Raw genomic sequence first — 14,382 nt, forward strand, 5'->3', positions numbered from 1 at the left:
GCCGCATAAGCGGCTCTTTTTAAGAGAGTGTTTATGTTGTCCCAACTGAATGCCCATGTTCGTCAGTACATGCTTGTGACGTTCAACTACTGGAACTTTACCCTGACTGATGGGGCGCTGCGTATGTTGGTAGTGCTCTATTTCTATGATTTAGGCTATTCCAGCTTAGCGATTGCCTCGCTGTTTCTGTTCTATGAATTTTTTGGTGTGGTGACCAACTTAATTGGCGGGTGGCTTGGGGCTCGGCTTGGGCTGAATCGCACCATGAACATCGGGCTTGGTTTGCAAATCATCGCACTTTTGATGCTGGCAGTGCCGGCAAGCTGGTTGACCATTCCTTGGGTAATGGCCGCGCAAGCCATGTCGGGCATCGCGAAAGATCTCAATAAGATGAGTGCCAAAAGCGCCATCAAAACCTTAGTGCCAGAAAATGCACAAGGCGCGTTGTTTAAGTGGATTGCGATTTTGACGGGGTCAAAGAATGCCTTAAAAGGCGCTGGATTCTTCTTGGGCGGCGCGTTGTTATCTTTGATCGGTTTCCAGTATGCGGTGGCTGCTATGGCGGCTTTGTTGGTATTGGTTTTCATTGGCAGCCTGATGAGCTTGAAATCCGATCTCGGCAAGGCCAAGAACAAGCCGAAGTTTTCCGATATTTTCTCTAAATCGGCGAGTGTGAACATCCTGTCGGCGGCACGGCTATTTCTGTTTGGCGCGCGCGATGTGTGGTTTGTCATCGCACTGCCTATCTATTTAGGCAGCGTGTTTGGTTGGGATCACAGTGCTGTGGGCGGTTTTCTGGCGCTTTGGGTGATTGGCTACGGCGTTATTCAAGGATTCGCGCCCAAAATCACGGGCAGTAAATCGGAGCATCCACCAGCAGGGCGAGCCGCTATTGGCTGGGCATTGGCACTGTCGTCGGTAACGGGGCTGATTGCTTACGGTGTGCAGCTACAGTGGCATCCAGAAGTGGTGATCATCGGAGGACTCATGCTGTTTGGCGCGGTATTTGCGGTGAACTCTTCACTGCATTCATACCTGATTGTCAGCTACGCCAAAGACGATGGCGTGTCGCTTGATGTCGGCTTCTACTACATGGCGAATGCGATGGGGCGCTTAATCGGCACGATATTATCCGGCTGGGTCTTCCAGCTTTGGGGGCTGGCAGCTTGTTTGTGGGTCTCTTTCGGATTTTTAGTGCTGACGACGCTGATCTCATTTTGGCTGCCTAATCGCACTCAGGAATAACGTTGGGAAAGTGTGGCACAACCTCGCTGAATGAGGCGCAGAGCGTAGTGCCACTCTTATTCAACTGGTAAACTTATTGCACCTCAATCTTATCTAAAATCAATACTATGACCTCGACCCAGCGTAGAGATGCGATTCTGAAATACATTCAGCACCACCAAAGTGGTTCGGTGAATTATTTTGCTGAGCAGTTTCAGGTGTCGGAAGTTACGATTCGCCATGATTTGAATATTCTTGAGAAAAAAGGCTGTGTCACCCGCTGCTACGGTGGTGCGCTGATCAATGCACAATTTGCGTTTGACCAACCGCTGCAAGATAAAAAGCAGCTCAATCAGGATATCAAAAGCCAGTTGGGGGCGTATGCGGCTTCTTTGGTTGAAGATGGTGACACGCTGATCCTTGATTCTGGCTCAACTACCGAGCAAATCGCTTTTCATCTCACCGATAAAAAACAGCTCAAAGTCATGACCAACGCCATCAACATTGCCTATCACTTGGCCAATCACGACAACATTGAGGTGATTGTGACTGGAGGGCTCATGCGCAAAAACTCGTATTCGTTACACGGTGAATCAGGTGAGGCGCTGCTCGGGCAGTTTCGTTTTAATAAACTGTTTCTGGGTGTTGATGGTTTCGATAAGCTGGCGGGCGTGACGACACCCCATGCGGGTGAGGCGAGTATTAACCGTAGAATGGTTGAAGCGGCACAGATGGTGATTGCGGTGACCGACTCTTCAAAATTTAATCGGCAAAGTTTCTGTTTGATTGCACGCCCAGAGCAGCTCGACATGTTGATCACCGATAGTGGGATGCCTGAAGATTATCGACGTGAATTGACCGCGATGGGAGTGGATGTTCGCATTGTTGATGCATGTTAAAGACGTTCTGATGACGACATCATCTCTGCATTTTGCCTCGGTTAGCGAGGATGTTTTTTAGCCCTCTTTCCTAAAGTGTGATCTCGCGCAGGTCACAATCTGAAATTTCGCTGCTTTTTTGATCAGTGCTTTGCCTTTCACTTTCGTTTCCCTGCTTTCCTTTAATTTCCATCGATTAAGCCGTTTTTCTCATTCAATTATTGAAAGTTACTGCTTTCACTTTCTGCAAAGTGAAAGGGTTTTCACACCCAAATCGAAAGGTTTTTGGCTGTGATCTGGCTTTCATTTTTCTCAATCTGCCCCTGATTAAATAAAAACACAAGGAAGCGAAAGCTTTAGCAGGCTAACCGAAAGGTAGCGAAAGGGGAGAGAAATGATGACCAGCGCAGAACGTCGACAACGAATCATGTCCCATATCGTGCAACACGGTACGGGGAAAGTGGATGAATTCGCTCTGACCTTCAATGTTTCTGCGGTCACCATCCGTCATGACCTTAATCTTTTGGAAAAAGAAGGCTGCGTTTTTCGTTGTTACGGAGGCGCGAACCTGAACCCTAATTTCGCGTTTGACCAGCCGCTATACCGAAAAGATCAGTTAAACCGCGATATCAAACAGATGATTGCTTTCGCGGCAGCGCAACTGATTGGTGATGGTGAAGCGATTATTCTCGACTCGGGTTCCACCATTGCTTTGATGCCGCAGCATCTGACCCAGAAAAAATTGGTGGTGATGACTAACGCGCTCAACACCGCATACCAACTTAGCCACAACGACAATGTGGAACTGCATGTGATTGGCGGCAGTTTACGCCGCGCTTCTTGCTCGTTAACGGGGCATCACGGTGAGCAGCAAATTCGCTCTTACCTGTTTGATAAGTTGTTTTTAGGCGTGGATGGGTTTGACCTGCAAGCGGGCATCACCACACCAGATAACCATGAAGCCCAAGTAAATCGAGCGATGTGCGATGTGGCGCGACAGGTAATTGCCGTGACCGATTCCAGCAAGTTTGGTCGCAAAAGCTTTTGCATGATCCGTGCGGCAAGCCAGATCGATGTGCTGGTGACCGACAGCCATATTCCGCCAGCGACTCATCAGGCACTGCTTGAGATGGGGGTGCACGTCATCCTCGCTGACCAAATTTCCTCACACCGTAAGTTGAACTAGGACCGCTCATGAAAACGCTACTCTCTTTAATTCAGCAACATAAACAAGGCCAAGCTAAGGGCATCTACTCGGTATGTTCGGCGCATCCGTTGGTGTTGGAAGCGGCGATCAAACAAGCGGCTCGCGATGGTCAGTTGGTGTTGATTGAAGCAACCTCCAACCAAGTGAATCAGTTTGGCGGTTACACAGGGATGACGCCCCAAGCGTTTGCGGATTATGTCTTCACCTTAGCAGCGCGTTTGGATTTTCCGCGAGAACGGATGATTTTGGGCGGTGACCATCTTGGCCCCAACTGCTGGCAGCATCTGCCAGCGAGACAGGCAATGGAATATTCTGCACAACTGATTCATGACTACGTGAGTGCAGGGTTTAGCAAAATTCATCTCGACTGTTCTATGGCTTGTGAAGGCGATGAGCTGCCGTTGAGCGAAGCGATGATGGCCGAGCGTGCCGCGCAGCTGTGCATGGTGGCTGAACAAGCATGGAAAAACCGTGGCGGTGAAGCACCTGTGTATGTGATTGGTACTGAAGTGCCGACGCCGGGTGGGGCTTTGGAATCTTTGCAAGACCATGAGCTGCAAGTCACTCAGCCAGAGCAAGCGCTCGCAACCTTAGGTGCGCATCACCAAGCCTTTAGTGATTTGGGGTTAGGTTATGTGTGGCCTCGGGTGATTGGTTTAGTGGTACAGCCGGGCGTGGAGTTTGATCATCACCAAGTGCATCACTACCAAAGTACTCAAGCCCAAGCGCTGAGCAAGATGATTGAAAGCCAACCGCATTTGGTGTTCGAAGCGCACTCGACCGATTATCAAAACCCGCAGGCATACCATGAGCTTATTCGCGATCACTTCGCGATTTTGAAAGTCGGTCCCGCGCTGACTTTCGCGGTACGTGAAGCGCTGTTTGCCTTAGATGCCGCTGAAAAAGAGTGGATAGGTGTACATCAAGCCTCCCACCTGCGTGACACCATTGAGCAAGTGATGCATGAGCAGCCGAATTATTGGCGCTCCCACTATCAAAGCAAAGGGCACCAGCAATTTCTGGATTGTAACTACAGCCTGAGTGACCGCATTCGTTACTACTGGACGCACCCTGAAGTGCAAACGGCGCAGCAAGCACTGTTTGAGCATCTGATTGAAAAACCATTACCGACCACTTTGTTAAGCCAATACCTGCCGAATCAGGCTCGGGCGATTGCGCAGCAGCACATCGCTAATCATCCCGCTGAGATCATCGTTCACAAAATTATGGAAGTCACTCAGCTCTATTCCGAGGCCTGTTACCGCAATGCAGCTGTTTGTAAGGAGACGATTTAATGACAACTTTTTTAGGTTATTCATCCGCTTGGCTTGCCGAGCATAACGCGACCCATACGGCAAAAGAGATTTCTCATCAGCCCGTATTGTGGCGCGCTTTAGCCGAGAATTTGCAGCAACAGGCGGCAAGCATTGAGGCTTTTCTGGCTCCGCTATTAAAGCGTGATGATTTGCGCATTATTTTGACCGGTGCTGGCACTTCAGCCTTTGTTGGCGATGCGGCCGTGCCGTTTTTACAACCTGAATTGAATTTTCAAATGGAATCAATCCCGACGACGGATTTGGTTTCTAACCCTGAGCTGTATCTGGATGCGGATCGTCCGACCTTGCTGATTTCCTACGCACGCTCCGGCAATAGCCCAGAGAGTGTAGCCGCGGTGGCCTTGGCGGATCAACGGGTCAAAGAGTGCTATCACCTGTTTTTAACCTGCAATGGCGAAGGAGCGTTATCGCGTTACGCTCAGCAAGCCAAGCGTGCCTTATGTGTGCTGATGCCAGAAGGATCAAATGACAAAAGTTTTGCCATGACTTCCAGCTTTAGCTGCATGTTGATGGCGACACTGACACTGCTGGGGAAATCTGCTCAAAACGCGATTCAAGCCACGGCGGAATTGTGCGAAAGCAAACTCGTGCAGTGGCCTGAAGCGATTAAACAGTTGGCGGCACTGCCTTATGAACGCCTGATTGTGCTTGGCAGTGGTGGCTTTGCTGGATTGGCACGCGAGGCGTCACTCAAATCGTTAGAACTGAGTGCCGGCAAAGTGATGACGGCTTTTGATTCCTCACTCGGTTTTCGTCACGGGCCTAAATTTGCCATCAATCACAAGGCGCTGGTTATTCAACTGCTGTCGAGTGACGACTACACCCGTCAATACGATCTGGATTTACTGCGCGAAATTCGCCGCGATAACCAAGCGCTGCGCCATATCGCCTTGACCGAAACCCCACTCAACGAAGATGACGTTTTTGAACTCGGACACTTAGGTCGTGGCGATCGTTGGCTCTGTTTCCCTTACATCCTGTTTTGCCAAATGTTGGCGTTTGAAAAATCGCTCCAGCTTGGTTTGGGTCCTGATAACCCATGCCCAACCGGCGAAGTTAACCGTGTCGTGCAAGGTGTCACGATTTATCCCTACCCACAGCAACCTGTTTTGAATCAATAAGGAAATGATCATGCCGAATATTGTACTCAGTCGAATTGATGAACGTTTAGTGCACGGCCAAGTGGGTGTGCAGTGGGTGGGCTTTGCCGATGCCAATATCGTGGTGGTCGCCAATGATGAAGTGGCGGAAGACACGATTCAGCAAAACCTGATGGAAATGGTACTGGCCGATGGGATCGCCATCCGTTTTTGGACGGTGCAAAAGACCATCGACACCATTCACAAAGCCTCGGACCGTCAGCGCATCCTTTTGGTGTGCCGCACTCCGCGCGATTTTCGCCGTCTAGTTGAAGGGGGCGTACCGATTCAAGCCATTAACGTTGGCAACATGCATTACGCCGACGGCAAAAAGCAGATTTCTAAAACGGTTTCGGTTGATGCCGAAGACGTGGCGGATTTTCAACAACTTAAAGCACTCGGGGTTCGCTGCACGATTCAAGGCGTTCCAACAGAAAGTGCAACCGATCTCTTCACTCTACTCTGATAAAAGGACATCTATCATGGAAATAGGACTCTTTCAGGCGTTGATGTTGGGCATACTGGCCTTTCTGGCTGGTCTTGACCTGTTCAATGGCCTTACACACTTCCACCGGCCTGTCGTACTCGGGCCAATCGTGGGTCTAATCTTAGGCGATCTGCAAACCGGTATTTTGGTCGGCGGTACCTTAGAACTGATCTGGATGGGTTTAGCCCCGTTGGCGGGTGCACAGCCACCTAACGTTATCATCGGCACTATCGTCGGCACGACATTCGCGATCACCACGGGGGTTGAGCCCAATGTGGCGGTTGGGGTTGCCGTACCATTTGCGGTTGCGGTTCAAATGGGCATTACCTTGCTGTTCTCTGCCATGTCTGCGGTGATGTCGAAGTGCGATGAGTACGCTCAAAACGCCGATACCGATGGCATTGAACGCGTCAACTATTTTGCGTTGGCGGTGCTCGGCACGTTCTATTTCCTCTGTGCTTTCTTACCAATTTACCTTGGCGCTGAACATGCGGGAACCATGGTTTCCACTTTGCCGAAAGAGCTGATTGATGGCTTAGGCGTTGCGGGCGGCATCATGCCTGCGATTGGTTTCGCGGTACTGATGAAGATCATGATGAAAAACGCTTACATCCCGTATTTCATTTTGGGTTTTGTCGCCGCTGCATGGCTACAACTGCCGATTTTGGCGATTGCCTCTGCTGCGACAGCGATGGCGATTATCGACTTTATGCGCAAATCCGAACCGACGGCAGTGACTGCGAAAACTGAGGATCTTGAAGATGGAATCTAATGCAATCAAATCAATGGATATAGGTAATGTGAATCCAGATGTCAGACCGGCTCCCGGTGTGGCGGCGGATGAGTATGCGAATAAAGCGATTGGTGCGGAGCTAACCAAAGCCGACATCAACACCATGGCGTGGCGCTCACTTTTATTGCAAGCCTCATTCAACTTTGAACGTATGCAGGCTTCTGGCTGGCTCTATGGGTTATTGCCTGCGCTGAAAAAAATCCACACCAACAAAGCGGATCTTTCCAAGGCCATGCAAGGGCATATGGGTTTCTTCAATACCCATCCATTCTTGGTCACCTTCGTGATGGGCATTGTTCTGGCGATGGAGCGTTCCAAGCAGAACATCAACAGTATTCAAAGTACCAAAATTGCGGTGGGTGCACCGATGGGCGGGATTGGTGATGCCATGTTCTGGCTCACGCTGCTGCCGATTTGTGGCGGTATTGGCGCAGACCTTGCGCTGCAAGGCTCCATCATGGGGGCGGTGTTCTTCTTCGTGCTGTTTAACGTGGTGCACTTTGGTCTGCGTTTTGGGTTGGCGCACTACGCCTACCGCATGGGGGTGGCCGCAATTCCAATGATCAAAGCCAACACCAAGAAAGTCGGCCATGCCGCTTCCGTGGTGGGGATGACGGTGATTGGTGCTTTGGTCGCGACGTATGTTCGCCTCTCCACCACGGCAGAAATTACCGCGGGGGATGCGGTAGTGAAACTGCAAGCCGATGTGATTGATAAATTGATGCCTGCTTTCCTACCACTGGTTTACACCCTAGCCATGTATGCCTTGGTGAAACGAGGCTGGAGCCCTCTGAAACTTATCGCGATCACGGTGACATTAGGGGTAGCCGGACGTTTTATGGGCTTCCTCTAACTTAACGAGATATAGCCGTAATCACGGGGTTGGTACGCCAACCCCCATCAAGGAGACCAATATGCTAGCGGTAATTTTATCTGGTCACGGAGCATTTGCTTCCGGATTGGCGCAGGCAGTACATCAGGTGATTGGTGAGCAGCCACAGTTTCGCTTCATCGATTTTCCTGAGCAGATGACCACACCACAACTGGATGTCGCCATGCGTCAAGCCATGGACGAAATCGATACGGGAGATGGCATTGTGTTTCTCACCGATTTACTCGGGGGTACACCGTTTCGCACCGCTTCGCTGCTTAGCCAAGAGCGTGCTGATATTGAAGTGGTAACCGGAACCAACATGCAGATGGCAGCAGAAATGTTGCTTGAGCGAGATGAACTGTCGTTGGTGGAGTTTCGTAATCTCGCGTTGGAGTGCGGGCACCGAGGCATTACCTGTTTAGCGACAGAAATGGCAGAAAAGACACCGAGCAACACAATGGTGGAAGAAGATGGTATCTAACCTGCAACGTTTTCGTGCTCAGCGTGTTCTGCATGGTGATAAGTGGCAACCCGATGCGGTGGTCACGGTCGATGACACAGGAGTGATCACGGCCATCGAAACCTATGATGTGCAGCGCCATGGTGATGCAGTGAATTTAGGCCAAGTCGATCTGCTGCCTGGCCTGCTTGATAGCCATGTGCATGGCAGTAAAGGGTGCGATGTGATGGATGCGACGCACGAAAGCCTCAATACCTTGTCACTTTATTTTGCCAGTTTAGGTGTAACAGCGTTTGTCGCTACTACCGTCACCGCGCCGGTGGCCAAAATTCGCGCCGCCTTAACTCAAGTGGCGAAAAGTAAACAAGATGGCGTGGCAGGTGCGGAAATTCTAGGGGCGTATTTGGAAGGGCCTTATTTCACCGAAAAGAATAAAGGCGCGCACCCAACGCAATGGTTTCGTGAATTGGCTCTCGAAGAGCTGGATGACTGGATCTCGTACAGCGATAACCAACTGCTCAAAGTGGCGTTAGCTCCAGAGAAATCTGGCGCGCTTGAAGCCATTCGTTATCTCGATGCGCACGGCGTTAAAGTCATGCTCGGCCATAGCGATGCCAGTTACGAGCAGGTACAACTCGCCCTAGACGCGGGCGCAAAAGGCATAGTGCATTGCTACAACGGTATGCGTGGGCTGCATCATCGTGATCCCGGCGTGGTTGGGGCAGGGCTGTTACATCCGGAATGTTATGTGGAGATGATTGCTGATGGTCACCATGTACATCCTGCGGCAATTGAGGTAGCGCACCGCTGCTGCGGCTCACGCATGACACTCATTACCGATGCGATGTGCGCGACTGGCATGCCCGATGGGCAATACACCTTAGGCGAATACCAAGTCGAAATGCAACAAGGGGTTGTCACTACTCAGTCCGGTGGACTAGCGGGCAGCACCTTAACCCTGCTTGATGGGGTAAAGAATATTCAACGTTGGCTCAATCTGCCGGTTGAGCAAGCGTGGCTGATGGCGTCACTCACTCCAGCCACATCGTTAGGCATTCAACATCAACTCGGCACCTTAGAAGTGGGCAAATACGCCTCTATGGTCGCCATCAGTTCCGATTTCTCAATTGAAAAAACGTGGGTGAAAGGTCGTCTGGTATTTGACGCCGTGGTTTCCCATCGTCAGGAGGTTTTATGTATCTAATTTCTTCTCGTGAAATGTTAAAACGCGCTCAACTGGGTGGTTATGCGGTTCCCGCATTCAATATTCATAACCTCGAAACCGTACAAGTGGTGGTGGAAACCGCTTCCGAAATGGGCTCCCCCGTCATTTTGGCTGGTACGCCCGGAACCTACGATTACGCGGGTACCGACTATTTGATCAGCATCTGCAAAGAAGCGGCGCACAAACACTCGATTCCGCTCGTGCTGCATCTGGATCACCATGAAGATCTGCAAGATATCCGTAACAAAGTCGAACACGGCATCCGTTCAGTGATGATTGATGGTTCGCATTATGCCTTTGAGCAAAACATCGAGATCGTGCGCTCTGTTGTGCAGCTCTGCCATCGGTTTGATGCCAGTGTTGAAGCGGAATTGGGGCGTTTGGGTGGGCAAGAAGACGATCTGATTGTGGATAGTGCCGATGCCTTGCTGACTGACCCTGCCTCTGCCGCTGAATTTGTACGCCGCACGGGGATTGATTCGTTAGCGGTGGCGATCGGGACGGCGCACGGGCTGTATAAAGCGGAGCCGAGACTCGATTTTGCCCGCTTAGAAAAAATTCGCGCCGTAGTGGATATTCCTTTAGTGCTGCATGGTGCTTCTGGGGTGCCGGATGAGATGGTACGCCGCTGTATTGGGCTCGGTGTGTGCAAAGTCAATGTCGCGACGGAGCTGAAAATCGCTTTTGCGGATGCGGTAAAAGGCCATTTTGCAGAGCACCCCGATGCGAATGATCCACGCAAATACATCACACCCGGCAAAGCGGCGATGAAACGAGTTGTGATGGATAAAATCCGTCTGTGTGGTAGCGAAGGCAAGCTATAAAAATCGGTTAAATTTGCTAATACTTCCCCCTCATTGAGTATTAGTCAGGCACTGGAAACAGTGCCTTTTTTATAGGGTTTATTTTTTCATTTACTACACTCACAACAAGATATTTTCTGGTTCGTTAATTACGTGCGCGGATATTATTTTATGAAGTTTAAAAAATTATTCTCGTGAGAATTTTCTTACATTATTATCTTGCTGTATAAATTATTTCATTGTTATTAATATGCGATGTGTATGAGCATAATGAGCTATTTTTTATTTAAATTTAATTTCTAGGAAATAAAGAGCGCTTTCCTGTGTGCTTTCTGAGCTTAAATGTAATGAAATGTTTCGTTTTATATGGTTTTTCTCTACCTACTATCCTGATTTTAAATGTTATTTATCGCAAGTGGTTATGGTTTTCGGTTGTTTTTATTGGCATTAAGTATGAATTGAGTGGTAATGAAATTATTTTTATTGAACCGTGATCTCAGATGTGTTTTTTAGATTTAATTATTGATTGATTTCAATGTTTTTTAATGGCGTTTAAATTTGTATAAGGATATTTACATTTGCTTACATCCGAAGAAATCAGAATGAAATAGTTTCCTTTCTATAATGAGACATAAAATTTGTTCAATAAAATAAGTCTCGAAATAATGAAAAGATCAGCATTAACCTTAATGCCAACCGTTCTTGCATTAGCAGTGGGAATGGCGATGCCTGCAGCGCAGGCGGCAATCAATAGTGAAGCATCTGTTGTTGGTGCGGAAAGCCAATGGTGGAATACCTACAAAGTAACGTTGACCAACAATGGCAGTCAGCCAGTTGAGTTGCGTGATGCTCGTATTGTGTTCGACACCAACCTTTCCGTTTCAACGCCTTCTTGGTCAGCACAAGGCATCTCTTACCCGAGCATGAGTTTTAGCAGCAATGCGCAAGGTTCTGTGTTTAGCAACCGCTTAACGCTAAGCTTTGATCAAGGTAGCTGGGTAAAAACGCAACTGCTGCCAGGCACAAGCATTGATCTTACCTTGGGCGTAAGTGGTGTGCTTGACCTGAGCCTGCTACAAAGCACGATCGCACTGGAAACGGATGGCGACATCGAACCGGGTCAGCCAGAAATTTCTCTGGAGCTGGCTTCACCCGTTCAAGGTGCAGAGTTCATTGAAGGCCAAACTGTTGCGATTGTGGCTAACGTTACCGCAACCAACACGACCGTAAAAACCGTCACATTCTTGGTGGATGGTGAGCAAATTGCGTTGCTTGAGCAAGCGCCATTCCAAGCGAACTGGATTGCGGCTGGTGAGGGTGCTCACTCAATCAAAGCTATCGTGGAAGATGCTTCTGGTTTGCTAAAAGAGCAAGCCGTACGTATTACCGTCAAAGCCGAAGAAATTGATCCACCCGTTGAGCCAGAAGTACCCGTTGCACCTGTGATTGAGTTGACCAATCCACGTAACGGACAAAGCGTATTCTTAGGCAAAGTCACCACACTGGCTGCGAATGCGACAGACGAAAATAATGATCTCACCGCAGTTGAGTTTTTGGTGAATGGCAACTCGATTGGCCGTGTTACTCAAGCTCCATATCAACTGGCTTGGACTCCGGTAGCTTTGGGTCAATACACCATCGAAGCGATCGCTTACGATGCAGCAGGTCATCAAACGCAAACCCCAATGGTGACCGTGAACGCCAAAGAAATGGGCACGGGCAACCTAAGCTGTGATATTAAACAGATCTATCGTGAAGATGGCACTGAGTGTATGGGTGACGATCACCCACGCCGCATCATCGGTTACTACACCTCATGGCGTACCGGTAAAAACGGTCTGCCAGCGTACCTCGCCGGCGATCTGCCTTGGGAAAAACTGACCCACATTAACTACGCATTTGCCAGCATCAACAAGTCTGATTTCAGCATGCAAGTGGATGATTCTGCGACTAAAATGACGTGGGAAAATGTACCGGGTGCAGAGATGGATCCTTCACTGCCATACCAAGGACACTTCAACCTGCTAAGCAAGTTTAAGAAACAGTACCCCGATGTGAAAACGCTGATTTCTGTTGGTGGTTGGGCGGAAACGGGTGGTTTCTATCCAATGACTACTGATCTGGCTTCTTGTTCAGTGAACATGGAAGGCATTAAAGCGTTCAACAAATCGGCGGTAGATTTCATCCGTAAATACGACTTTGACGGTGTGGATATCGATTACGAATACCCATCTTCAATGAAAGATTCCGGTAACCCGATTGACTTCGAACAATCGAACAAGTGTCGTGGCCAGTTGTGGGATAACTACATGGTGATGATGACCGAACTGCGCAAAGAGCTGGATAAAGCGGGCGAAGAAGATGGCCGTCGTTACATGCTGACTATCGCGTCACCGTCTTCTGGCTACTTGCTGCGTGGCATGCAAGATTTTGCAATGCAAGATGTACTGGATTACGTGAACATCATGTCTTACGACTTGCACGGTACATGGAACGAATTTGTCGGCCCACAAGCGGCACTGTTTGATGACGGCAAAGACGTTGAGCTAGACCGCTGGGGTGTATACAGCACGAAAGAGTACCAAGGCATTGGCTACCTCAACCAAGCGTGGACGCACCACTTCTTCCGAGGCGCATTTAAACCAAGCCAAATCAACATGGGGATTCCTTACTACACCCGTGGCTGGCAAGGTGTCAGCGGCGGCGATAAAGGTCTATGGGGTCGCGCGGTTGAACCAAACCAATCTTCATGCCCAGAAGGCACTACCGTATGTGGTTGGGGTGCAGAAGGTACCGATAATATCTGGCACGATGTGGATGCTAACGGTAAAGAAATCAAAGCGGGTGTAGTGCCAATGTGGCATGCGATGAACCTGATGCACGCTGAAAAGCTGGGCATTGAGGGTATGCCAAGTTACGGCCCTGCTTGGGGTATGGATCCAAACAACCCGAAACACCTGATTGAAGGTAAATATGAGCGTGTGTGGAGCCAAGAGCTGCAAACCGCATGGCTGTGGAACGACACCAAAAAAGTGTTCCTGAGCATTGAAGATAAAGACTCACTGAAGCCAAAACTGGACTACATCGTTGATAACGGTCTGGGCGGCATGATGATCTGGGAAATGGCGGGTGACTACTCGTATGACGCGGTGAAACGTGAATACGTGATCGGTTCTGACATGACCTCTTATGCCCATGAAGTGTTTGCGGCGGCTGAGCCGATGGATATTCATCACAACGATCTGCCACAACCAGACTCGGTGATTGATGTCACGGTATCGACGACGGAATGGCCAGAGGGTGATCAAAACTACCCAATCAACCCGAAATTGGTGTTTACCAACCACTCTGACGTTGCGATCCCAGGTGGTTCTACGATTGAGTTCCTAATGCCAACGTCAACTGGCGACATCGTAAAAGATTGGAGCGGTGCTGGCCTGAACGTGATTGAAAGTGGTCATACTGGCACTAACTTCTCAGTTAACGGTGAGAAAAAGCTGTTCCACAAACTCTCAGTCACTCTGCGCTCAACTGAAACGATCCCTGCGGGCGGTGAGTACAGTGTCGATATGGTGTACTACACCCCAGTCTCTGGCGTGGCTAACGGCGTACGCTTTATCGTGGGTAACGAAACAGTTGGTTTGAAGAAAGACTTCCCAACTCTACCAGCGTTTGAAGGTGCAGCTGAAGGCGGTAATGGTAACGAAGGTGGCGCGGGTCAATCTTGTGCCGATGCGAGCATCAACCCGAATGGATTGAAAGTGTACCCAGAGTTCCCACGTGGTGACCACGCGGCAGGCGGTGACCAACTGATCCACAACGGTTCAGTATGGCAAGCGAACTGGTGGACGAACAGTACACCATCGAGCGCTGATGCATCATGGAAAGCGGTGTGCAAAATCTAAGTTAACTACCGCTCATTAAATATAAGCCCAGCCATTTGGCTGGGCTTTTC

General features: G+C 49.5%; 12 protein-coding genes. All 12 read left to right on the forward strand.

Annotation, left to right across the window (positions count from 1 at the left end; translation table 11 throughout):
• Positions 1–33: 33 nt before the first annotated feature.
• The 12 genes from arsJ to MKA69_RS09165 all read left to right on the forward strand — a co-directional run bounded on the left by arsJ (position 34) and on the right by MKA69_RS09165 (position 14,332).
• The gene (arsJ, locus tag MKA69_RS09110) at positions 34–1,245 is read left to right on the forward strand and encodes an organoarsenical effux MFS transporter ArsJ (protein ID WP_305847882.1); all 1,212 of its coding nucleotides are present in this window, start codon (positions 34–36) and stop codon (positions 1,243–1,245) included.
• 107 nt (positions 1,246–1,352) lie between these two features.
• The gene (gene agaR / locus MKA69_RS09115; protein ID WP_000204843.1) at positions 1,353–2,123 is read left to right on the forward strand and encodes a transcriptional repressor AgaR; all 771 of its coding nucleotides are present in this window, start codon (positions 1,353–1,355) and stop codon (positions 2,121–2,123) included.
• A gap of 376 nt (positions 2,124–2,499) precedes the next feature.
• Positions 2,500–3,288, forward strand: a complete 789-nt coding sequence (gene agaR, locus MKA69_RS09120; protein WP_055031953.1) for a transcriptional repressor AgaR — start codon at positions 2,500–2,502, stop codon at positions 3,286–3,288.
• A gap of 8 nt (positions 3,289–3,296) precedes the next feature.
• Positions 3,297–4,604 (forward strand): D-tagatose-bisphosphate aldolase, class II, non-catalytic subunit, encoded by a 1,308-nt coding sequence (locus MKA69_RS09125; RefSeq protein ID WP_305847884.1) that lies wholly within the window; start codon positions 3,297–3,299, stop codon positions 4,602–4,604.
• Positions 4,604–5,767, forward strand: coding sequence for an SIS domain-containing protein (locus MKA69_RS09130; RefSeq protein ID WP_305847885.1), 1,164 nt, complete (start codon positions 4,604–4,606; stop codon positions 5,765–5,767). The genes MKA69_RS09125 and MKA69_RS09130 overlap by 1 nt, the downstream gene beginning before the upstream one ends.
• 10 nt (positions 5,768–5,777) lie before the next feature.
• The gene (agaV, locus tag MKA69_RS09135) at positions 5,778–6,251 is read left to right on the forward strand and encodes a PTS N-acetylgalactosamine transporter subunit IIB (RefSeq protein ID WP_089071591.1); all 474 of its coding nucleotides are present in this window, start codon (positions 5,778–5,780) and stop codon (positions 6,249–6,251) included.
• A gap of 16 nt (positions 6,252–6,267) precedes the next feature.
• Entirely contained in the window at positions 6,268–7,044 is a 777-nt protein-coding gene (gene agaW, locus MKA69_RS09140; RefSeq protein WP_032469404.1) for a PTS N-acetylgalactosamine transporter subunit IIC, read from the forward strand.
• On the forward strand, positions 7,034–7,918 hold the full coding sequence (gene agaE / locus MKA69_RS09145; protein ID WP_305847886.1) for a PTS N-acetylgalactosamine transporter subunit IID: 885 nt from the start codon (positions 7,034–7,036) through the stop codon (positions 7,916–7,918). The genes agaW and agaE overlap by 11 nt, the downstream gene beginning before the upstream one ends.
• A 61-nt stretch (positions 7,919–7,979) precedes the next feature.
• A complete protein-coding gene (gene agaF, locus MKA69_RS09150; RefSeq protein WP_000881638.1) occupies positions 7,980–8,420 on the forward strand; it encodes a PTS galactosamine/N-acetylgalactosamine transporter subunit IIA in 441 nt (146 codons plus the stop codon).
• Positions 8,410–9,603, forward strand: a complete 1,194-nt coding sequence (gene nagA / locus MKA69_RS09155; RefSeq protein ID WP_305847887.1) for an N-acetylglucosamine-6-phosphate deacetylase — start codon at positions 8,410–8,412, stop codon at positions 9,601–9,603. The genes agaF and nagA overlap by 11 nt, the downstream gene beginning before the upstream one ends.
• On the forward strand, positions 9,594–10,448 hold the full coding sequence (locus MKA69_RS09160) for a tagatose bisphosphate family class II aldolase (RefSeq protein WP_000280882.1): 855 nt from the start codon (positions 9,594–9,596) through the stop codon (positions 10,446–10,448). Before nagA ends, MKA69_RS09160 begins: the two co-directional genes overlap by 10 nt.
• Before the next feature lie 668 nt (positions 10,449–11,116).
• The gene (locus tag MKA69_RS09165) at positions 11,117–14,332 is read left to right on the forward strand and encodes a glycosyl hydrolase family 18 protein (protein ID WP_305848235.1); all 3,216 of its coding nucleotides are present in this window, start codon (positions 11,117–11,119) and stop codon (positions 14,330–14,332) included.
• Positions 14,333–14,382: the final 50 nt, after the last annotated feature.

Origin of the sequence: Vibrio sp. AH4, assembly GCF_030710545.1 — a bacterium.
Lineage (GTDB): Bacteria > Pseudomonadota > Gammaproteobacteria > Enterobacterales > Vibrionaceae > Vibrio > Vibrio metoecus.

What these genes read in the sequence shown, in the direction of transcription:
- arsJ (WP_305847882.1), top strand. Translation starts at nt 34, where the DNA reads ATGTTGTCCCAACTGAATGCCCATGTTCGTCAGTACATGCTTGTGACG.
- agaR (WP_000204843.1), top strand. Translation starts at nt 1,353, where the DNA reads ATGACCTCGACCCAGCGTAGAGATGCGATTCTGAAATACATTCAGCAC.
- agaR (WP_055031953.1), top strand. Translation starts at nt 2,500, where the DNA reads ATGACCAGCGCAGAACGTCGACAACGAATCATGTCCCATATCGTGCAA.
- MKA69_RS09125 (WP_305847884.1), top strand. Translation starts at nt 3,297, where the DNA reads ATGAAAACGCTACTCTCTTTAATTCAGCAACATAAACAAGGCCAAGCT.
- MKA69_RS09130 (WP_305847885.1), top strand. Translation starts at nt 4,604, where the DNA reads ATGACAACTTTTTTAGGTTATTCATCCGCTTGGCTTGCCGAGCATAAC.
- agaV (WP_089071591.1), top strand. Translation starts at nt 5,778, where the DNA reads ATGCCGAATATTGTACTCAGTCGAATTGATGAACGTTTAGTGCACGGC.
- agaW (WP_032469404.1), top strand. Translation starts at nt 6,268, where the DNA reads ATGGAAATAGGACTCTTTCAGGCGTTGATGTTGGGCATACTGGCCTTT.
- agaE (WP_305847886.1), top strand. Translation starts at nt 7,034, where the DNA reads ATGGAATCTAATGCAATCAAATCAATGGATATAGGTAATGTGAATCCA.
- agaF (WP_000881638.1), top strand. Translation starts at nt 7,980, where the DNA reads ATGCTAGCGGTAATTTTATCTGGTCACGGAGCATTTGCTTCCGGATTG.
- nagA (WP_305847887.1), top strand. Translation starts at nt 8,410, where the DNA reads ATGGTATCTAACCTGCAACGTTTTCGTGCTCAGCGTGTTCTGCATGGT.
- MKA69_RS09160 (WP_000280882.1), top strand. Translation starts at nt 9,594, where the DNA reads ATGTATCTAATTTCTTCTCGTGAAATGTTAAAACGCGCTCAACTGGGT.
- MKA69_RS09165 (WP_305848235.1), top strand. Translation starts at nt 11,117, where the DNA reads ATGCCAACCGTTCTTGCATTAGCAGTGGGAATGGCGATGCCTGCAGCG.